General features: G+C 76.3%; 11 protein-coding genes. 7 read left to right on the forward strand and 4 right to left on the reverse strand.

What is annotated here, in order from left to right; all coding sequences use genetic code 11:
* Positions 1–44: 44 nt before the first annotated feature.
* The gene (gene tal, locus ACWGL3_RS20320; protein WP_267949022.1) at positions 45–1,151 is read right to left on the reverse strand and encodes a transaldolase; all 1,107 of its coding nucleotides are present in this window, start codon (positions 1,149–1,151) and stop codon (positions 45–47) included.
* Between the two features lie 84 nt (positions 1,152–1,235).
* Positions 1,236–3,329 (reverse strand): transketolase, encoded by a 2,094-nt coding sequence (gene tkt / locus ACWGL3_RS20325; RefSeq protein ID WP_267949023.1) that lies wholly within the window; start codon positions 3,327–3,329, stop codon positions 1,236–1,238.
* A gap of 669 nt (positions 3,330–3,998) precedes the next feature.
* Between tkt and ACWGL3_RS20330 the strand changes: the two genes are divergently transcribed.
* The 6 genes from ACWGL3_RS20330 (at position 3,999) to ACWGL3_RS20355 (ending at position 18,385) form a co-directional block, all read left to right on the forward strand.
* Complete coding sequence (locus ACWGL3_RS20330; protein ID WP_267949024.1) at positions 3,999–4,964, forward strand: heme o synthase; 966 nt, start codon at positions 3,999–4,001, stop codon at positions 4,962–4,964.
* A 240-nt stretch (positions 4,965–5,204) separates the two neighbouring features.
* On the forward strand, positions 5,205–6,098 hold the full coding sequence (locus ACWGL3_RS20335) for a DUF4132 domain-containing protein (RefSeq protein ID WP_267949025.1): 894 nt from the start codon (positions 5,205–5,207) through the stop codon (positions 6,096–6,098).
* Positions 6,095–10,948: a hypothetical protein gene (locus ACWGL3_RS20340; RefSeq protein WP_267949026.1), complete on the forward strand. Its 4,854-nt coding sequence runs from the start codon at positions 6,095–6,097 to the stop codon at positions 10,946–10,948. Before ACWGL3_RS20335 ends, ACWGL3_RS20340 begins: the two co-directional genes overlap by 4 nt.
* Positions 10,949–11,131: 183 nt before the next feature.
* On the forward strand, positions 11,132–12,274 hold the full coding sequence (locus tag ACWGL3_RS20345; protein ID WP_267949027.1) for an ATP-binding protein: 1,143 nt from the start codon (positions 11,132–11,134) through the stop codon (positions 12,272–12,274).
* A 5-nt stretch (positions 12,275–12,279) separates the two neighbouring features.
* Entirely contained in the window at positions 12,280–16,161 is a 3,882-nt protein-coding gene (locus ACWGL3_RS20350; protein WP_452461675.1) for a DUF5682 family protein, read from the forward strand.
* A gap of 286 nt (positions 16,162–16,447) precedes the next feature.
* Entirely contained in the window at positions 16,448–18,385 is a 1,938-nt protein-coding gene (locus ACWGL3_RS20355) for a hypothetical protein (RefSeq protein ID WP_452461676.1), read from the forward strand.
* A 72-nt stretch (positions 18,386–18,457) separates the two neighbouring features.
* Here the strand turns inward: ACWGL3_RS20355 and ACWGL3_RS20360 are convergent, their stop codons facing one another.
* Positions 18,458–18,859, reverse strand: a complete 402-nt coding sequence (locus ACWGL3_RS20360) for a hypothetical protein (protein WP_267949030.1) — start codon at positions 18,857–18,859, stop codon at positions 18,458–18,460.
* A gap of 183 nt (positions 18,860–19,042) precedes the next feature.
* Here ACWGL3_RS20360 and ACWGL3_RS20365 point away from each other — a divergent pair, with 183 nt between their 5' ends.
* The gene (locus ACWGL3_RS20365; RefSeq protein ID WP_267949031.1) at positions 19,043–20,338 is read left to right on the forward strand and encodes a PrsW family intramembrane metalloprotease; all 1,296 of its coding nucleotides are present in this window, start codon (positions 19,043–19,045) and stop codon (positions 20,336–20,338) included.
* Here the strand turns inward: ACWGL3_RS20365 and ACWGL3_RS20370 are convergent.
* On the reverse strand, positions 20,265–21,398 hold the full coding sequence (locus ACWGL3_RS20370; RefSeq protein ID WP_267949032.1) for a COX15/CtaA family protein: 1,134 nt from the start codon (positions 21,396–21,398) through the stop codon (positions 20,265–20,267). The genes ACWGL3_RS20365 and ACWGL3_RS20370 overlap by 74 nt on opposite strands.
* Positions 21,399–21,606 lie beyond the last annotated feature (208 nt).

Here is a 21,606-nt window from a genome sequence, read left to right on the forward strand (position 1 = left end):
GGATCGGGGGTCCCTCCCGGGCCCGCGGCCCGGGAGGGGGCGCCTCAGGCCGAGGCGGCCAGCTTCTCGGAGAGGCCCTTGAGCAGGCTCTCCCACGAGGCGACGAACTTGGCGACGCCGTCCGTCTCCAGGTGGCCGAACACCTCGGTCAGGTTCACGCCCGCGGCCTCCAGGGCTGCGAAGTCGGCGTGGGCCTGCGCGTAGCTGCCGAGCACGGTGTTGCCCGCGACCACCGCGTGGTCGCCGACGGCGTCCAGGGTGGCCTGCGGCATCGTGTTGACGGTGTCGCGCGCGACCAGCCCGGTGACGTAGAGGGTGTCCTCGTAGGCGGGGTCCTTCACGCCGGTGGAGGCCCACAGCGGGCGCTGGGGCTTGGCGCCGAGCGCCTCCAGGGCCTTCCACTCCTTGCCCTCGAACACCTGCTCGTAGGCCTGGTAGGCCAGGCGGGCGTTGGCGAGCGCGGCGCGGCCGAGGAGGGCCGTGGCCTCCTCGGTGCCGATCGCCCGCAGCCGCTTGTCCACCTCGGCGTCCACGCGGCTGACGAAGAACGAGGCCACGGACTGGATCCGGGAGAGGTCGTGGCCGTTGGCGCGGGCCAGCTCCATGCCCTCCAGGAACGCGTCCATCACCTGGCGGTAGCGCTCCAGGGAGAAGATCAGCGTGACGTTGACGCTGATGCCCAGCCCCAGCACGCGGGTGATGGCGGGCAGGCCCTCCGCGGTCGCGGGGATCTTGATCATCAGGTTGGGCCGGTCGACCAGCCACCACAGGGCCTTGGCCTCGGCGACCGTGCGCTCGGTCTCCATGGCCATGCGCGGGTCCACCTCCAGGGAGACCCGGCCGTCGACGCGGTCGGTGGCGTCGTACACCGGGCGGAGGGTGTCCGCCGCCCAGCGGATGTCGTAGGCGGTGAGCAGGCGCACGGCCTCCTCGACCGAGACGCCGCGCGCGGCGAGCTCGCTCACCTGCTCGTCGTAGGCGTCGCCCTCGGCCAGCGCCTTGTCGAAGATGCTCGGGTTGGACGTGACGCCGACGACCTTGTGGGTCGACATCAGCTCTGTCAGGTTGCCCGTCCGCAGCCGTGTGCGGCTGATGTCGTCCAGCCAGACGGACACGCCTGCCTCGGACAGGTCCTCGAGTGGGTTGCTCATGGTGTTCGCGCCTTCCTCACGGGCGTTGCCGCCCTCTCGCACAAGGGGAGCGGGTCCCACCGGTCGACGGCGGGACCCGCGCTGTCAGCGTCCGGCCCTGGCGGCGCTCTTGCGAGCCGCCTCCACGACGGCCTCGGTGGTGAAGCCGAACTTCTCGTACAGGGTCTGGTACGGGGCAGAGGCGCCGAAGTGCTCCAGGCTCACCGACTCGCCGGCGTCGCCGACGTAGGAGCGCCAGCCCATGGCGATGCCGGCCTCGACGGACACGCGGGCGCGCACCGACGACGGCAGCACGCTCTCGCGGTACTCCTCGCTCTGGTCCTCGAACCACTCCACGCACGTCATGGACACGACGCGGGTGGGCGTTCCGGCCTCCTCCAGGACCTTGCGGGCCTCCACGGCGATCTGCACCTCGCTGCCGGTCGCCAGCAGGATGACCTCCGGGGAGCCGCCGGTCGCCTCGGCCAGCACGTAGCCGCCCTTGACGGCCTCCTCGGCCGGGGCGTACTCGGACCGGTCCAGGACGGGCACGTTCTGCCGGGTCAGGGCGAGCGCGGCCGGGCGGCCGGAGTTCTCCATGACCGCGCGCCACACGACGGCCGTCTCGTTGGCGTCGGCCGGGCGGATCACGTCGAGGCCGGGGATGGCGCGCAGCGCCCACAGGTGCTCGACCGGCTGGTGGGTGGGGCCGTCCTCGCCCAGGCCGATGGAGTCGTGCGTCCACACGTAGGTGACCGACAGCTTCATCAGCGCGGCGAGGCGGACGGCCGGGCGCATGTAGTCGCTGAACACCAGGAAGGTGCCGCCGTAGGGGCGGGTCGGGCCGTGCAGCGCCATGCCGTTGAGGATCGAGCCCATGCCGTGCTCGCGGATGCCGAAGTGCAGCACGCGCCCGTACGGGTTGCCGGGGAACTTGCTGCTGGCCCGCTCGAACGGCAGGAAGGACGGCTCGCCCTTGGGCGTGGTGTTGTTGGACCCGGCCAGGTCGGCGGAGCCGCCCCACAGCTCCGGGAGCACCGGGGCCAGGGCCGAGAGCACGTCACCGCTGGCCTTGCGGGTGGCGACGCCCTTCTCGCTGGGCTCGTACGTGGGCAGCGCCTCCTCCCAGCCGTCGGGGAGCTTGCCCGCGGCGAGGCGGTCGAACAGCTCGGCGCGCTCGCCCGCGCCCTGGTGCCACGCGTCGAAGGCCGTCTGCCACTCGGCGCGGGCCTCGCCGCCCCGCTCCAGGGCCTTGCGGGTGTGCGCGATGACGTCGTCCTGGACCCCGAACGGCTCGTCCGGCAGGCCGAGGATGCGCTTGGTGGCGGAGATCTCGTCGGTGCCCATGGCGGCGCCGTGGACCGCGCCGGTGTTCTGCGCGTTGGGCGCGGGCCAGCCGATGACGGTGCGCAGCTTGATGAAGGTCGGACGGTCGGTCTCGGCCTTGCCGCGCAGGATCGCCTGGTAGAGGGCGTCGATGTCCTCCACGTACGAGCCGGTGGAGGTCCAGTCGACCTCCTCCACGTGCCACCCGTAGGCGCGGTAGCGCGCGGCCACGTCCTCGGAGTGGGCGATACGGGTGTCGTCCTCGATGGAGATCTGGTTGTCGTCCCAGATCATGATGAGGTTGCCCAGGTTCTGGGTGGCGGCCAGGGCGCTCGCCTCGTGGCTCACGCCCTCCTGGACGTCGCCGTCGGAGCAGAACGCGTAGACGTGGTGGTCGAACGGGCTCGCGCCCGGGCCGGCGTCGGGGTTGAACAGGCCGCGCTCGCGGCGGGCCGCCATCGCCATGCCGACGGCGTTGCCCACGCCCTGGCCCAGCGGGCCGGTGGTGGTCTCCACGCCGGCGGTGTGGCCGACCTCGGGGTGGCCCGGGGTCAGGCTGTCCCACTGGCGCAGGGACTTGAGGTCGTCCAGCTCCAGCCCGTATCCGGCGAGGTAGAGCTGGATGTACAGGGTGAGGCTGGAGTGGCCGATCGACAGGACGAACCGGTCCCGGCCGACCCAGTCGGGCGCGGCGGGGTCGTGGCGCATGACCTTCTGGAACAGCAGGTACGCGGCGGGAGCCAGGCTCATCGCGGTGCCGGGGTGTCCGTTACCCGACTTCTCTACCGCGTCCATCGCCAGCGCCCTGACCGTGTCGACGGCGCGGAGGTCGAGGTCCGACCACTCCAGGGATTGCGGGGTGTGGGCGTTCACGGACTTTCGTTCTCCTTCTCGGGCACCCCTCGCGCCCGGGCTGCGGGCTGGGTGCGTCGGTTGCGTTGGTCGTCGGCGGCGCCGGGCACCCCGGGACGGCCCGCCGGAGGGACGGGGCCGTGAGGGGTGCGGGAGGGCGGGCCGCGCTGCGGTTGTCAAGGCGCGGACGCGTCATCGGTGCCCCCGGCGACGGCCGCCGCGGCCGGGAGACCACGACAGGTTCGGCCGTGTTCGAGCCTATCGTCCGCGCCCCGGGATGTCGTTGCCCGACACCTCTCATTACCGAGTGGTAGCTCCGCTGGTCCGGGGGTGCGCGGGCCGTGCGCAGCGGGAGGCCCGTGCCCGGGGGACCCCGGCGCGTGGCAGGCTGGATGAGCGACGGGGCGTGTGCGACCCTTCTGTACACCCGGCGGCCCGTGTGCGATCCGCGGAGCCGGGACCAGGGCCTTTCGTTGTGAGGGGGCTGGTCCACGGTCCCCGCGAGGAAGTACTACAGTATGTCGTTGACGGGGTTTTCGCCGTTCCTGACGCTTTGTCGGTCCGCTCGGCCCCGCGTGGCGAGCAGTGTCGAAATCCCGAGAGTTGTCGAGGTATCCGCGTGTCTGAAACCGAGCCGGTACCCCCCGTGGGGACGCGAGCGAGCCGTCCGGCCGTGAGGGCGCGGCACTGATGGCGCTCACGAACCGCGTACCGGGCACCACCCCCGACGGCCACGAACCCGGGCCCCCCCGCAGGGCCACCACGGGCGAGTACGTCAAGGCCTACGTGGCGCTCTCCAAGCCCCGCGTCATCGAACTCCTCCTCATCACCACCATCCCGGTGATGTTCGTCGCCGCCGGAGGCGTGCCACCGCTGTGGACCGCGGTCGCCACCCTCCTCTTCGGCACGATGTCTGCGGCCAGCGCGAACGCGATGAACTGCTACATCGACCGCGACATCGACCGTGAGATGCGTCGCACCAGGCAGCGTCCCGGCGCGATGGACCTGGTGACCCCCCGGGGCGCCCTCACCTACGGGCTGGTGCTCGCGGTCGGCTCCACGGTCGGGTTCGCGCTCCTCGTGAACCTGCTGTCGGCCGCGCTGTCGGTCTTCGCGATCCTGTTCTACATCTTCGTCTACACGCTGCTCCTCAAGCGGCGCACGGCCCAGAACGTCGTCTGGGGCGGCATCGCCGGGTGCATGCCGGTGCTGATCGGCTGGGCGGCCGTCACCGACAGCCTCGACTGGGCGCCGTTCGTCCTGTTCCTGGTCGTGTTCTTCTGGACGCCGCCGCACACGTGGACGCTGGCCATGCGCTACCGGGAGGACTACGCGCAGGCCAAGGTGCCGATGCTGCCCGTGGTCGCCAGCGACCGCCGGGTCCTGCTGGAGTGCGTGCTCTACAGCTGGGCCACCGCCGTCGTGTCGGTCGTCTTCTGGCCCGTCGCCGGCACCACCTGGTTCTACGGCGCGGTCGCCGTCGCCCTCGGCGCGCTGCTGGTGTTCCAGGCGCACCGCCTGCTCAGCCGCTCCCGGGCGGGCGTCACCGGCGCCCAGCTCAAGACGATGGGCTTCTTCCACCTGTCCAACGCCTACCTGGCGCTGCTGTTCGTGGCGGTCACCGTCGACCCGCTGATCGCGAACGCGCTGGGCTGACCCCCGCCGACGCACACGTGGCGCCGTCCCCCCGGGGAGCGGCGCCACCGTGCTGTCCGCCGCCCGCGGCCCCGCGCGGGGGCGGGGGCCGGCTGAGGTCAGCAGGATCCGGTCGGGGCCGGTCTCGCGGGCCCCGGCCGCGGTGACCCGCGGTGCACGGGAACGCCACCCTTCGTGGCGGAGAAGGCGCCTACGGCGACTGTGTCCCGTGTTGTCACCGGTCACCGCTATAACCTCACCATGGCAACGACTTCCCCACCCCCTGCCGCCGACCCGGTCTGGACCGAGGGCCCGGACGGCTACGCGCTCGCCCTCGACGGCGCCTCCCTCGTGTGCCGCAACGCCAGGGGCCGCAGGCTCAAGACCGTCCCCAAGAAGGTGCGCGAGTCCGCCGAGGCCGAACACCTCCGCGGCGTCCTGCTCCGGCTCGAACGCCACGAGCGCGAGTGCGTCGAACGGGTCGAGTCCTGGCTCCTGGGCTCCCTCCCCGTGCCCGCCTCCGTGATCGCCCGCGTGTGGGCCGACCCCGCCTGGAGGGAGCTGCTCACCGACCTCTTCGTCGTCCCGGCCGGGGGCGGCGACGGCGGCTTCCTGCGGGGCGTGGACGACCGGGGCCGGATCGGCGTCCTCGACCTGGACGCCGAGAGCGTCTGGCTGGACGCCGACCGGGTCGTCCCGGTCCACCCCGTCCTCGTCGAGGACCTGGAGGACGTCCGCGAGTTCGCCCTCGAACTCGGCATCACCCAGCGCCTGCCGCAGCTCACCCGCGCGATCCACCGCAAGCCCGACGCCGTCGAGGCCGGAGCCACTGCGGTCGAGGACTACTCCGGCGGGGAGTTCGACCAGCTGCGCCACGCCACCGGCCGCGCCCAGCGGTACGGGTTCACGGTCCGCGGGGGCTACGCCGTCTGCCGCGTCACGGAGCGGGGGCGCCCGGTCCAGGCCCGCTACTGGATCGGCTCCGACGCGCCCGACTACGGGACCGAGACCGGTCGGCTCCTGTGGGTCGACGACGCCGAGCGCCCCCTCCGGCTCGGCGACGTGGGACCCATCGCCTGGTCGGAGGGCATCCGCATGGCCGAGCTGATCCACGCGGGCCGCAGGAACACCGAAGAGGAGACGACGCAGTCGTGACCACCACCCCCGGCACCGGCCTCCTCGAGGCGGGCCTCGCCCCCCTGGACGCCCCGGCCGACGGCGCCGCCGACACCGTCCGCGCCCGCGCCTACACCCACCCGATGCTGGGCGGGCGCACCGTCGTGCGGCTCGTCCCCGACACCCTCGCCCCCGCCGAGGACGCGGCCCTGGACTTCCTCGGCTTCGCCGTGGAGGAGGCCTCCGAGCCCCTGGCGCTGGCCCGCCCGCGCGGCCTCGGCTACCCCGAGTGGGCGCTGGTCAACGACCCGGAGCGCCGCGCCGAGGCGCTCGCCCTGGTCCGCCCCATGGAACGCGCGGCCCGCCTGGCCGCGAACCGCCCCGGCCCGGCCTCCGACGAGTTCGCGCGCATCGCCGAGGGCGTGCCCCTGCACCACCTGCCCTCCTACTGGGAGCAGGCGGGCCGCGCGTTCGTCGCGGCGGACAACGCGCGCACCGCCGCCGTCATGTTCGGCCGCGCCCGCGAGGCCGAACGCGTCTACAGCCTGCCCGTGGACGAGGCGACCCGCCGGGAGGCCTTCCTGGAGTTCGCCTTCGCCGGCGCACTCACGGTCAAGGCCCTGGCCGGGCACGCCGCCGAACTCGCCGCGCGCTACGAGCCCGCCCGCGCCTACGCGGAGTTCCGCGAGCTCAGCATCCGCCGGACCCTGGGCGGGCTCCCGCCCTGGACCGGCCTGCCCAAGCAGATCCGCTCCCTCGCCGGGGCCGCCGGGCTCGACCCGGCCGAGGAGGAGGTCGCCGTCCTGCGGGAGCTCCTGACCGTGCCCGCCACGTCCTCGGCCCCGGAGGGCTTCTGGAAGGCGGCGCGGCCGGGCCTGGTCGCCCTGGGCCGCTCCGACGAGGACGCCGCCCGCGCCCTGCTCGGCCTCTTCGTCTCCGGCGGGGCCGCGTTCCAGCAGTGGTGGCTGCAGATGCTCGACGACGCCGGGGCCGTCGACCTCCTCGCCGACCCGGCCCGGCCGGTCCCCGGAGGCGCCGCGGCCTGGTTCTCCCGGATGGTCTCCCACTGCCGGGGCTGGCGGCGGAGCGTGCCGGACCGCCTCCTGGAACTGGTGCCGCGCCTCGCCGACCGCCTCCGTGCCGACGGCGACCCGGTCGGCCTCGGAGGGCGCGGCAGCCGGTTCCGCGGCGAGGTCTCCCCGGTGCTGCTCGACATGTGCCTCGAACTGGGCGTGCCCGTGCTCCCGCCGGGGGAGGCCGCCCTGGACCTGGAGTCCTGGGTGTCCGACCGGAGCGGAGCCCCCCGGCGCGACCTCGCCCACGTGCGGGCCGACCCCGTGTGGGAACCCGTGCTCGCCGCCTCCGCCACCGGGTACGGCCGGCGCCACAGCCGGGTCCTGGACGAGCTGCTGCCCTACGAGTACCTGCACCCCTACGTGGACCGGCGGCTCGGAGAGCTGGTCGGCGCCATGGGCGGGACGGCCCTGGCCCAGCTCGGCCTCCACCTGCAGCAGCTCAGGTCCGAGGTCGGGGGCGACGCCTTCCGGGCCTTCCCCGACCGCCTCGCCCAGCTGGAGTCCGTCGACGTCGCCGGGGCGCTCGCCGTGACCCTGCGCGCCGGGATCGTCGGCGAGTACGCCTGGGAGGCGCTGGAGGAGGCCGCCAGGGAGCTCGGCGCGACCGGCACCGGCAAGGGTCCCGGGATCACCGGCACCGCCAGCTGGCCCGTCCTCACCCTGGCCTCCGCCGCCAAGGTGATCGCGGTCGGGCCGCGCGGCCGGGTCGCCGAGCACGTGCCCCGCCTGCCGGCCGGGGCCGGGGACGTCCGGGCCGTGTACGCCGACGGGGCCTTCCTCGTCGTCTACCGGGCCGACCGCGAGAACCGCGGCTACTGGACCACCGACCCCGACACCGTGCTCGCGTTCTCCGGCTACGACTCCGCCGTGTACTCCTGGGGGTCGCGCGGCGGGAGCCCGGGGGCCGCCCAGCTCACCGCGGACGGCGCCCGCATGGGCGGCCACCGCGCCGTCCGGGCCGGCGACGACCCCGGCAAGGCCGACCGCCACGTGCTCGGCGACGGCCGCACCCACTGGGTGCTGGACCGCGGCCGGCTGCACGAGACGGACCCCGCCACCGGGGACCGGGGCCGCAGGAGCCTGCCCGCCTTCCTGGAGGAGCAGCCCCTCGCCGAGGGGGAGCGGCTGCTCCTGCACGCCTGCACGCTGGGCCCCCTGGACGAGCCCACGGAGGGATCCCCCCTCGGAGGGGCCCACGGGGTCGCCGGGTTCGCGGTCGTCGGGCTCGGCCGCCGCGCGGGACACACCGCGTTCCGGATCACCGCCCCCGACGGGCGCTCCGCCGAGGTGCGCGTCCCGGACGGGAGGGGGCGCCACTCCTACGCCTCCGCCGCCCCGGCCGCCCTCTTCACCGCCCCGGGCGGCGCCACCCACGCACTCAGCGGCGCCGGGGGCGCCACCCTCCTGGCGGCGGACGGCTCCGGGCAGATCTGGAGCTGCCACACGGGCACCGCCTGCGAGTGCACCGCCAAGTGGGGCGTCCCCTACCTCCCCGAACCCGTGTTCTGGCACTTCATGACGGCGAGGGACCCCCGCTCGTCCGCCCTCCTGCGCCGCGTGTCCGCCGCCGACCTGGGCCCGCTGCTGGACGCGGCCGGGACGGAGCGGCGCGCCAACAGGACGGCGGACATCGAGCTCACCCCGAAGGCGGCCGGGGCACTGCTCTCCGCGGACGGGGCCGCCCCCGACGAGAGCCTGGTCCGGAACGTCACCGGGTTCGCGTACTCGGCCGCCGGGCTCCGGGCGGAGCTGGGCGACTACCTCGCCGGGATCCGCCGGACCGTGGAGAGCGTGCCGGGGAGGCCCGAGTCGGAGCCCCTGGCCCGCGGCCTGTACCGCTTCCTCCCCGCCCTGGGCAGGGACGACCACGACGCCAGGGCCCACCTGGAGGCCACCTCCCGGTTCCTGCGGGGGGAGGCCGACGCGGGGGAGCTCGCGGACCGGCCCCGCACCAGCGCGGACTGGAGCCTCCTCCTCGGCCGGATCGGCGCCCTGGCCTGGCAGTCCGCCCTGCCCGCCGTCGGCGAGGACGAACGGTCAGCCCTGCTGGACTTCCTGCGGAGGTGGTCGGGGACCCTCTTCGCCGACCGCGCCGCGACCGTGGAGACGGGGAAGGTCGTCGGCGGGGAGGAGTTCACGCCCCTGGCGGGGGAGGGGATCCGCCGCACCGACACGGGGGCCCGTTCCAGCGTCCCCGGCGCGGAAAACCGCTCCGAGCGCGGCACCGTGCACACCTTCGTGGAGGCCCGCACGGGCGGAACCCCGCCCGAGGAGTCCCCCGGGGCCGGGTACGAGCGCCGCCGGGCCGACCTGGCCTGGGGCGACGCCGACCAGCTCACCGCGTTCACCGCCGCCGTCGCCGAGCGGGGCCCGATCCCCTGGGACCCCGGCGCCGCCGAGGCCCTGGCCGGGGACACCGGGCTGATCCCGGAGGCCGCGGAACTGCTGCTGCGCGCCCCGTGGAGGGTCGGCGCGGGCGCGGTTCCCGACCTGGACCGGCGCGAGCTGGGACTGTCGGCGGTCGGCGCCCGGTTCGCCGCGGAGGAGTTCGCCGGCGTCACCGTGCAGGACGTGCTCGACCTGTACCGCGAGGCCCTGCCCGGAACCCCGGAGGGCATCGCCGCCCTGTGGGAGCCGGGAGGCGTGTCCGGGGTCGCCGAACGCGTCGCCCGGGCGTGGAACGCCCGCTTCGGACGCCGGTTCGCCCTGCCGGAGTCCACCCTGACGGCGTTCGGGGCGTCGGGGCTGGACCGGGTCGGACTCCAGCGGCTGCGCCTCCTCGCCGACCACACGGGAGAGCCGGCCCTGAACCGCGACGTCGTCTCACGGCTCCGGCTGTCCAAGAGCCACTACCACGACTACACGGAACTCCTCCACACCACGGTGGAGGCGGGGCGGCTGACCGCCGTCCTCGTCGACCTCGCCCACCTCGTCCCGTGGGCCTGCAACGAGCTCCCCGCGGGGGACCCGGTGCGCGAGGGCGTCCCCGCCGCCCTGACCGCGGTCCGGGAGCTGCTGGGCGCCCCCGGGCTGCTGCTCGGCGTCGGGGCGATGTGGGTCACCGACGCCCGGCGGCGCCTGGAGGAGGTGGGGGGCGAACCCTACCGGGACCCCGCGGGCGGCACCCCGTTCGCGGAGAGCGCCGACAACGGCGTGGCCGTGCTGACGGCCGGCGGCCGCGGAGTGCTGCAGGTGTGGTTCCGCCCGTCCGGGCTGGGCCGGGACGTCCGTTCGCGGGTGCTGCGGAGCGTGGTGGTCGACGGCTCGAGCTACATCGGGCAGGGGGTCCTCGCGGAGGTCGAACTCCTGCTCGGCGAGGGTTTCACCTCCCTGGCCGAGCGGGTCTCCTCCGGGAAGCTGCCCGAGGGCGCCCGGGAGCACGACCCGGCCGCCTCGGCCCCCGGGGTCCTGGAGGAGGCCCGCGCCGAACTCGGGCTCTCGCCGGACGCCGCCCGCCTGTACCTCCAGCTGCTGACGCTGCTCGAACCCACCGACCGCAGGATCCGCGCGGTCAACGGGTGGACCCCCGCACGCCACAAGAAGGTCCAGGCCGAGCTGGCGGCGACGGACCTCGTGCTGACCGCCAAGCGCTCCCGGTCGGGGCGCTCGGTGTTCGTCCCCGGCCCCTGGACCGACGCCAAGGCGCCCAACCTGCCGTACGAGGCGTGGAAGCTGCCGCTGTACGACCTGGGCGCGCGGAGGAACCGCCTGCCCTCCGGCCGACAGGTGAGGTTCCACGCCGCCCGCCCCCTGCCGGACCTCTTCGCCGAGGCATGGGGACGCTTCCGCGACGGGGACCGGCCCGGCCGGTAGCCCGCCGGTCCGCGGCCGCGCCCCCGGGCACGGGCGCGGACCGGGACCCGTTCCCCGCCGGCTCCGCACCGCCGGAGCCGGCCGGGGCGCCCCTCGGGGCCGCCGCGGGCGCCCTCCGCGCCGCGCGGACCGGCCCCGCACGCCCCCGCCAGACCCGACCAGAACCCACCCCGAGGAGAAGCGGTGCCAGAAACCGCGCCCGACGTCCAGATCGAGCCCGCCGAACTCCGGTACGCCGGGGAACTCGCCTTCCTCGCCGCCCACGACCCCGGGCCGCGCCCGCCCGGCTGGCGGCTCACCCCCCGCGCCGTCGTGACCTTCGTCGTCGGCAGCGGCGGCGCCGCGCTGCGGCTGCCCGCCCCCGTCGACGGGCTCCCGTCGAGCATGGAGATCCCCGCCAAGTTCGTCGGTGAGCGGGGGCTCGTCGAGCGCTGCGTCGTCACCCTCGCGGGCGAACGCGGCCTGCTGCTCGTCGGCGAACCGGGCACCGCCAAGTCGCTCCTGTCCGAACTCCTCGCCGCCGCCGTCAGCGGAACCGGCTCGCTCACCGTGCAGGGGACCGCGGGAACCACCGAGGAACACCTGCGCTACGGCTGGAACTACGCGCTCCTGCTCGCCAAGGGCCCCACCGTCGACGCCCTCGCGCCCTCCCCGGTGCTCACGGCGCTGCGGACGGGCCGCGTCGTCCGGGTCGAGGAGGTCACCCGCTGCCTGCCCGAGGTCCAGGACTCCCTGGTCTCGCTGCTCTCCGACCGGCGGATGGCCGTCCCCGAGCTCACCGACGACGGCCAGTTCCTGGCGCGGCCCGGCTTCAACGTGATCGCCACCGCCAACCTGCGCGACCGGGGCGTGTCCGAGATGAGCGCCGCGCTCAAGCGCCGCTTCAACTTCGAGGTGGTCCCGCCCATCGCCGACCTGGAGGCCGAGGTGGACCTCGTGCGCCGCCAGGCGGGCACGGCGCTGGCCCGCCACGGCCACGAGCTCCCCGTGGACGACGCCGTGCTCGAAGCGCTGGTCACCGCCTTCCGGGACCTGCGCTCCGGAGCCTCCGTCGAGGGCTGGCCCGTGGAGCGGCCCACCACCGTCATGAGCACCGCCGAGGCGGTGGGCGTCACCACCTCCCTCGGTCTGCAGACCGCCTACCTGGGGGCGGCCGACCCCCTCGCCCTCGTCCCCGGCTACCTGCTGGGAGCGGTCCGCAAGGACGACCCCGACGACCAGGGGCGCCTGCTCGCCTACTGGGACTCCGCCATCCGCCACCGGGCGGAGAACGGGGCCCGGCTGTGGAAGCGCCTGTACGAGCTGCGCCACGTCGTGGGGGAGTGAGCCGCGTGTCCCACGAACCGGACCACCGGGGGCCCTCGCCCGCCGAGGGCGGGGCCCCGGCGCCGGACGCCGCAGAGGCCCTCTGCGGGCCGACGGGAGCCGCATCCGTCCCCGAGGCGCTGGCGGCGTGCACGGAACCCCTCCTCATCGGGGTGCGCCACCACTCGCCCGTGCTCGCCGCGGCGGTCCCCGCGCTCCTGGACGCGGCGGACCCCGACGCCGTGCTCGTCGAACTCCCGCTGGAGGCCGGGCCGTGGCTGGAGTGGCTGGGCCACCCGGACACGGTGGCCCCGGTCGCCCTCGTGCTCGGCGACGCGGGACGGGGGGACCACTTCTACTACCCCTTCGCCGACTTCTCGCCCGAGCTCGCGGCGGTCCGCTGGGCGCGTGCCCGGGGCGTGCCCGTGCACGCCGTGGACCTGCCCGCCTCCCTGGCCGTCGACGACGGCGGCGGCGGCTCCGGCCCGGCCGAGGGCCCGGCGCCGGACCGCGCACTGCTGCGCGCCGGCGGCGTCGAGGACGGGGAGGAGCTGTGGGACCGGCTGGTGGAGGCGCGCTCGTACGGCGCCGCCCCCGAGAGGGTCCGCAGGGCGGCCCTCGCCCTGGGGTGGGCGCACCGCGCCGCCGCCCTCCGCGCGGGCGGGGTGGGAGCCCGGGACCGCGCCCGCGAGGCCTGGATGCGGCGCCGGATCGGCGAGATCGGCGCAGCCAGGCCCGTGGCGGTCGTGGGCGCGTTCCACGCCGCCGCGCTCCTTCCCCCGCACGCCCTGCCCGCCGCGGTCCGGCCGCCGGGGGAGGGTGTCCCGGGCGGCGCGCCGGACACCGCCGCAGCGGCGTTCCTGAGGGGTCCCGAGCCGGAGGGCCTCCCGCCCACCGGCGGGATCACGGTCCCCGCACCCGGGGAGCGGCCCCGCGAGGGGGTCTCCACCGCCCTCATCCCCTACACCTTCGCCCTCCTGGACTCGCGTTCGGGCTACCCGGCCGGAATCCGTGACCCCGAGTGGCAGCAGGACGTCCACGCGGCCGGGGGAGACCCCGAGGGGATCGAACGCGCGGCCGTCCGGCGCCTGTCCGCCATCGGCGGCCGCCTGCGCGCGGACGGGCACGTGTGCGGGGTGCCCGACACGACCGCCGCCTACCGGATGGCCCGCGACCTCGCGGCCCTGCGCGGACTGCCCGCCCCGGGCCGCCGCGAGCTGGTGGAGGGCCTCTCCTCCGCTCTCGCCCAGGGCGAGCCCCTGGGCCGGGCCCGCGCCCTGGCCCGTGCCGCCCAACGCGAGATGGTCGGCTCCCGGCGCGGCGCCCCCGCCCACGGCGCCCCGGTCTCCGGCCTGGTCGCCGACGCCACCGCCCTCCTCCGCCGGCTCGGGCTGCCCGGCCCGGGCGAGGAGGGCCGGGACCTGAGACTGGACCCCCTGCGCGGCGGCCGCGACCGCGAACGCCACATCGCCCTCCACCGCCTGTACGCGGCGGGCGTGTCCTACGCCGAGCCCCGGCAGGGCGGCCCCACCGCCGACGGGGAGACCCTGGGCCGCCTGTGGACCGCGCGCTGGACACCGGCCACCAGCGCCACCCTCGAACTCGCGTCCTGCTACGGGCCCACCCTCGAACAGGCCGCGCGCGGCCGCGTCGCCGCACGCCTCCGCGACGCCGGCGACGGCGGGGAGGGCTCCCTGACACCGGAGGCGGCCGGCGCCCTCCTCACCCAGGCCGCCGAGTGCGCCCTGACCGACCTGGCCGCCGACCTGGGCGACCGCGTCCGGGAGGAGGTGCTGCCGCGGGCGGGCCTGTCCGACGCCGTGGAGCTCCACGACCGGGTCCAACGCGTCGTCTCGGGCCAGGTGCCGGGCATGCCGCGCGCCCCCGAGCCCCTGCACCGGCTGCGCGTGCGGCTGGCCGAGGCGGCGGTCGCCTCCGTCCCGGGCGTCTCCGGCAGCACCGACCCGGCGGACGCCGCCGCGCTGCTGCAGGTCGTGCGCCTGGTCCAGGACCAGGCGCCGCTTCCCGGCGCGGTGGGGACCCAGCGACTCCTGTGGCACCTGGGACTGCTCGCCGAGAGCGGCGGGCCGCTCGCCCAGGGAGCCGCCTCCGCCGCGCTGATGGTCCTGGGCGACCTCGCGCCCGGGGACATGGCCGTACGCCTGGCCGGCTGGGTGGAGGCGGCAGCCGGGGGCGGGCCGCTCGCCCTGCGCCTGGCCGGGGCACTGACCGTGGCCGCCCCCGTGGTCGAGGCCGACGCCGGCGTCCTGGACGCGCTCACAGCACGTGTGGAGGCCTGGTCCGACCTCGGCTTCCTCACGCGGCTGCCCGCTCTGCGCGAGGGGTTCGAGGCGCTGTCGGCGGCGTCGCGCTCGCGCTTCCTGGACGCGGTCACCGAGAGGATCGGCGAGGTGGACGCCCGCCTGGAGGTGCCGCCGGAGCTGGCCCTCGCGCTGGCCGGAGCGGACACCGCCGCACGAGCGGCCCTGGAGGCCCTGGTGCCGGGGCTCCTCCACGGCGCGGACGCGGCCCTCGCGGACGCAGCCCCCGCGGGGGCGGGGACCGCCGCTCCCGCAGCCGGCCACCGGGCCGCGGACGGCCCCGCACCGGGCACGCCCGCCCCCGGCGCCCCCTCCGCACCGTTTCCCACCGGGGCGGGGGACACCGCCGGTCCGTCCGTCCCGGCAGGAGCGGTCCCTCCCGCGGACGGGTCGGGGCGTCCCGGGGCGGCCTGCGCCGCGGCGCCCCCGGAGGCCGCGGACCCCGCCGGGCAGCCGGTCCCGGGTGGGGACGCCCCGCACGCCATCGGGGCGGCGGACCGGTGGCGGCTCGTCCTCGGGCGCCGGCCCCGGGGCGGCGGGACCCTGGCCCGCAGGGCGTCGGCGGCGCTCGACGAGCTGTACGGCCGCGGCCACGGGGAGGGCTCCCAGGAGCCCTCCGACCGCCCCGGCGCGAGGGGCGGCGACGGGAGCCCGGAACCCGCCGCGCGCCGGTGGGACGAGGAGCTCCAGGACCTCTTCGGCGGCACGGTCCGCGAGGAGGTGCTGGGCCGGGCCGCCGCGCGTGGCCGGGCCGACGCCCTCGACCGCCTCGACCCCGGCCGGGTCACGGCCTCCGTCGACCTGCTCGAACAGGTGCTCTCGCTGGCCGGGGCGCTGCCCGAGGCGCGTCTGGCCAAGCTGCGGCCCCTGGTCGCGGCGATCACTGAGCAGCTGGTGCGGCAGCTCGCGCGCCGCATGAGCCCCGCCCTGTCGGGCCTCTCCGTGCCGCGCCCCACCCGCCGGCGCGGCGGGCCGCTCGACCTCGGCCGCACGGTCCGCGCCAACCTGCGCACGGTCCGCCCCGGCCCGGACGGACCGCTGCTGGTCCCCGAGGCCCCGGTCTTCCGGACCAGGGCGCGGCGGAGCGCGGACTGGCACGTCCACATCGTCGTGGACGTGTCGGGGTCGATGGAGCGCTCCACGGTCTACGCGGCCCTCGTCGCGGCGGTGCTGCACGGCCTGCCCGCGCTGAGCGTGTCGTTCACGACCTTCTCCACGGAGGTCGTGGACCTCACCGACCGGGTGCCGGACCCGCTGTCCCTCCTGTTGGAGGTGTCCGTGGGCGGTGGCACCGACATCGGCGCGGGGCTGGCGCACACCCGGGCCAGGGTCAGGGTCCCCAGCAGGACGATCGTCGCGCTCGTCACCGACTTCGAGGAGGGCGGGAACCTGTCCCGCACCCTGGCCGAGGTACGCGCGCTCGCCGCCTCAGGGGCCCACCTGCTCGGGCTCGCCGCCCTCGACGACACGGGGGCGCCGGTCTGCAACCAGGCGCTCGCCGCGCAGTTCGTCGCCGCGGGCATGCCGGTCGCGTCGCTGAGCCCGCAGGAGCTGGCGTCGTGGATCGGTGAGAAGGTGCGGGGGTGAGCGCCCGGGACGGGCACGCCGCCGGCGGGGTCCCCCCGGCGGCGCCGCGCGGGCCGGCCGCCCTCCGCACCCCCCTGCGGGACGCGCCCGCCGGGCCCGCGCCGGAGGGGAGCCCCCGGGGCGCCGCGCCCCGCGGCCGGACGGGGCCGCGGACCGGCCCCCGCACGCACCGTCCCGCCGGCGGACTCCGACCGCCGCCGTGCGGCGACCACCGTGCCCGACCGACCGCCGGGGGCCGCCGAGCCGACCGGCCCCGTACGCACACGCAGTCCGAGGAGGACCCCAGGTGACCGCCGAACGCCCCCGCATCGACCCGGGCCTGCTCGCCGAGCTGCTCGAAGCCGCGCCCGGCCGGGTCCGCCGCAAACTGGACGCGGCCCCCCGCGCGGCCGAGGAGTGGGACTGGAGCTCGGACGGCCCCGTGTGGACGGTCGGGACGGGGAACGAGACCGTGACCCTGACCGGCCCGCGGATCACCGAGGCCTCCCAGGCTGCCTGCACCTGCCTGCTCGCCCCCCGCTGCCTGCACCTGCTCTCGGTCGCCGGCCTGCTGGCGCCCACGGGCGACGACGACGCGGACGGTCCGGAGCCCGGCCCGGAGCCGGAGCGCTCCGAGCCGTCAGGAGAGCCCGCCGGGGACCGGGCCGCCGGAGCCGTCCCCCCGCGGGACGGGGAGCCGGGGCCGCCCGCGCCGGCCGGGCGGCCGGGGGGAGCGGGCGGCCCGGCCGCCCCCGCGGGCCGGAGCGGTGTCGCGGAGACCGCCCGAGCCTCCGGGGACCCCGTCGCGGACCCCCTCACCGCCCCGGTCGGTGTGGACGGCGACGCCCGCGCCGCGGCCGCGCTCGCCTGGGCCGCCGGGGCCCGGACCCTGGCGGCGGGGGTCCGCGCGGCGGGCTCCTCCCAGCGCTCCGAACTCCTGCGGGCCGCGGCGACGGCCCGCGCCGCCCGCCTGCCCCGCCTGGCCGCCGCCTGCACCGCCGTGGCCGCCGGTCCGCGCGACCACGCCACACCGGCCTTCGCCCTGGCCGAGTACACCGCGGCCCTCACCGGGCTCCTCGACACCTCGTGGCGGCTCGGCGGCGGACCGGAGGGCCCCCGCCCCGCGCCGACCCTCGCGGACGTGGGGATCGGACGCCGCTCGTACACCGAGGTCGGCTCCCTCCGGCTGTACGGGCTGGGCTGCGAACGCGTCGTCACCGCGTCCGGATACGCGGGCGTCGTCACCCACGCCGTGTCCCTCGCCGGCGGGGCGCGCCTGTGGCGGATCGGCGACGTCGCCCCCGGGGGCCCCGACAGGGCCGCCGCCGTCTACGGAGCGGGGATCGCCTTCGGGCGGTCCGCGCTGAGCCACCGCGACCTCGGCCGCTCGGGCATGGTCGCCCAGCGGGTCGCGGCCAGCGCCGACGGCCGACTGAGCGGGGGGTCCGCGACGACGGCGGCGGTCTCCGCCGGGTGCGCCTGGGACGAGGAACCCCTGGCGGGGCTGTGGGGGCGGCCCCTCGCCGATCAGGTCGCCGCGGCCGTCGCCGCGCAGGCGGCCCCCGTCCACCGCACCGGCGACGACCTGGTCTTCGCCGACCTCACCGTCACCGGCGAGGCGGAGGGCGGGACCGCGGTCGTGGAGGCGGCCACCGGCGCACCCCTGGTCCTGGCACCCGACGGCGCCCAGGACCTCCTCCGGGCGCGCAACCTCCTCCGGCTGGCCGCCGAACCCGGGATCGCGCTGCGCGCGGTGGCACGGCCGGTCCCCGAGCGGCCCGGGTTCCTCGTGCCGGTGGCGGTGCACGCTCCGGGGCTGCCGCTGCCCGCCGCCTGGAAGGGACGGGTCAACCTCTCCTTGGACACCCTGCCCTCGGCCGGGTCGGCGGTCCCGAGCCGCCCCCGGCCGACGGAGCCGCCCGGAGCCGACCCCGGCCTGGGCGCCCTGACCAGGGTCCTCGCCCGGATCGCCGAGGCGGGGCGGGAGGCCGCCCCGGACGGCTCCGCGCTGCCCGCCCGGCTGCGGGGCCACCACCTGCCCACCGCCGCCGACGTCCTCGGCGAGGTGGTCGGGGCGGCCCGTGAGCGCCGGCGCACCGCCACGGGCGAGTCGGTGGTCCCCCCGCCGGACCGCCTGGCCCGCGCGTGGCTGGCCGCGACGACCTACCTGGGGGCCGCGCACCGGCACCTGCGTGTCCTGGCGTGGGCCGAACGGGTCGGCGGTCCGCACCGGCCGGCGGCCTGACCGGGGCCCGGACCCGGCGGGCCCGTCCCCGGGCCGGGCCGTCCCGGGTGCGCGGAATCCGTCCCGCGCGGGTCAGGGCCTGCGCCAGGCCAGCACGGCCGCCCACACCGCGGCCCCGGTCAGGACCAGGGCGAGCGGGACGTGGGCCTGGAGCGGCCCGTAGGTCCCCAGCGCGGCCTGCGGGAAGCCGAGCAGGAACGCCGCCAGGCCGGCCAGCAGGATCGCGCGGGGACGGCCGGGGCCGCCCCCGGAGCGGTACCAGTACAGGCCCGCCGCGACCACGAGCAGGCCCGCCGCCACGTGCACCCCGAACGCGCCGTAGTAGTGCAGGGGCAGGGCGGCGGTGTTGAACGTCACCAGCTGCCCGGCGGTCGCGCCCTCCCAGAGGACGGCGGCCAGCTGGAGGAGCGCCGTCACCCGTATCAACCACAGGAGCGGTGGTGCGGTGGTGGACGGCATGGTGGTCGGTTCCATGGCGGGGCCCTTCCGTTCTCGTGCGCTCGCGCATCGCGGACTCCGATCCTGCCCCATACGGGGAGTGCCGTCCCCGCGTGCGGCGGCCGGAGCGTGTCGTCCCCCGTCGGCAGCCCGGGTCCGCGTCCCTCTCGCCGGGGGTGAAACACGTGGTCGACGCGGTTCCCGCTACGATCGGTGCCCATGCCCCGACTCGACAGCAAGGCCATCCTCCAGGGCCGACGCTCCCGTTACTCGATGACCCTCGTCCTGGGCATCACCGTCAGCGTGGTGTGCATGGCCGGCATGCTCGTCTACCTGTGGCTGCTCGCGATGGCGGGCGGGGCCGCGGCGGGCATCGACGGCGCCCTCGGATTCGTCGTCAGCCTGGTCGCCGCCGTCATCCCGGTCGGCATCCTCGTGCCGCTCATCCTCATGCTCGACCGGATCGAGCCCGAGCCCGGGTGGGTGCTGTTCTTCGCCTTCGCCTGGGGCGCGGGCGTGGCGGTGGTGGCGTCCCTGCTGCTCAACGGCTGGGGGCTGGCCCACGTCACCGTGCCGCTGTTCGGGCAGGAGCTGGGCGGCTTCCTGGGGACGTCCGTGGTGGCGCCCCTGGTGGAGGAGAGCGCCAAGGGCGTGGTGCTGCTGATCCTGCTGTGGCGCAGACGACACGAGATCGACACGTTCACCGACGGTGTGATCTACGCGGGGATGGTCGCCACCGGTTTCGCCTTCACCGAGAACATCCTGTACTTCCTGAGCGCCTTCTTCGACGGGACCCTCGTCGCGACCTTCGCCATCCGCGGGATCATCGCCCCCTTCGGCCACCCGGTCTACACCGCGATGATCGGCATCGGCGTCGCCTACGCGGCCACGCGCACCGGGCGCCTGCGCCTGCTGGCGCCCGTCGGGGGCTGGGCGCTGGCCGTCCTGCTGCACGGCATGTGGAACGCGTCCACCCGCTTCGGCTGGTACGGCCTGGCCGTCGCCTACGTCGTGCTGTTCGCGGTGCTGATGGGCGTCCTGGCGCTGGCGGCGCGCGACCGGCGGGGGCAGATCGGCGCCATCGACCGGTACCTGCCGCCCTACATCTCCACCGGCCTGGTCACGCCGTCGGACATCACCATGCTCAGCTCCATGCAGGGGCGCCGCCGGGCCCGTGAGTGGGCGGGGCGCAACGCCGGCCGGCGGGGGCGGACGGCGATGAAGGAGTACCAGCTGGCCGCGACCGAGCTGGCACTGCTGCACCAGAGGCTGGACGCCGGGTCGGCCCGCCAGGACTGGAAGGTCCGCAGGGACTCCTTCCTGGCGCTGATGCACGTGGCCCGGGACACCTTCCTGGGGCGGGTGCCCCAGCCGGTCACCCCGGGCTGGGCGGAGAAGCCGACCGACTCGGGGTTCCTGCGCCGGGCCGACTTCGCCCACGTCATAGCGCAGGCGAGGAGCCAGCAGGAGTACGTCCCCCGTCACGGCCAGCAGGCCCCTCCGGGCCTCGGCTGAGGCCGTCGTCGACGACCTCGCCGACGGGCACCAGGCGGCTGGTGGAGAAGTACAGCCGGGACACGGCGACCCAGGTCAGGGCGGAGCCGAGCACGTGCAGGACGACGAGCGCCTCGGGGAGTCCGAGGGCGTACTGGGTGTAGCCCAGGACCCCCTGGAGGAGCACGACCGCCACGAGGGCGGCGCTGCTGATCCGGACGGGGCGGCGGGCGCCGCCACGGAAGGCGATGACGGTGGCGGCCAGGGCCCCGACCAGGGTGAGCCAGGCCAGCGCGGAGTGGATGCGCGTGACGACCGGGATGTCGAACCCGAAGCGCGGGGCCGCCGCGTCGCCGCCGTGGGGACCGCTGCCGGTCACGACCGTGCCGGCGACCAGCAGGAGGAAGCCGATCACGACCAGGCCGACGCTGATGGCGTGCAGCATGGGGCCGACGGAGACCTGAGGCTTGCCCTCGGGCTCCTGGCAGCGCACGTACAGGGCGACCGTGATGAAGGTCATCACCATGGACAGCAGGAAGTGCGTGGCGACCGAGGCGGGGTGCAGGTCGGTCCACACGGTGATGCCGCCGACGACGCCCTGGCCGAGGACGCCGAACGGGATGATGGCGGCCATCCGGACCAGGTCGCGGCGGCGCGGCGTCATCCGCATGACGGCGATGAACGTGATGACGGCCACGGCCAGCACGACGAAGGTGAGCGTCCGGTTGCCGAACTCGACGGCGGCGTTGAAGGCGGCGTGTCCCGTGTCGACGGGCACGAAGCTCTCGGGGGTGCACCTGGGCCACTCCGAGCAGCCGAGCCCGGACTCGGTGACGCGGACGGTGGCGCCCGTCACGGCGATCCCGGCGTTGACCGCGATGTTGCCGAGGGTCCAGGCGCGCAGGGACCTCGGGGTCGGGTTCCAGATGGTCCGGGCCAGGAGGACCAGGGCGAGCACCCCGGCGACGGCCACGGCGACCTGCCAGGCCCACAGGGGGGCGCCGAGAAGAATGATGTCCTCCGCCGCGAGCGGGGGGAGCGTGTTCGGGGCCAGCGCCGCGGCGGCCGGGAAATCAGACATACGACAGAGCGTAGTACGTTCTCCGACCGTCGTGCGCTCGGGTCCCTGATTACGAAAATGCCAGGTGGCAGGGGTCATGGCGCGGACCCGTCCGACCGCCGTGCGACGGGTGGCGCCTCGTTCCCGGGGTCGGGGACCGGCGCCCTGTCGGGCCGGGGGCGCTGCCCGGAACCGTGCCCGCGGCCGTGCGCCCGGGGGCGTGCCCCCG

This window comes from Nocardiopsis sp. NPDC055824 (assembly GCF_053616335.1).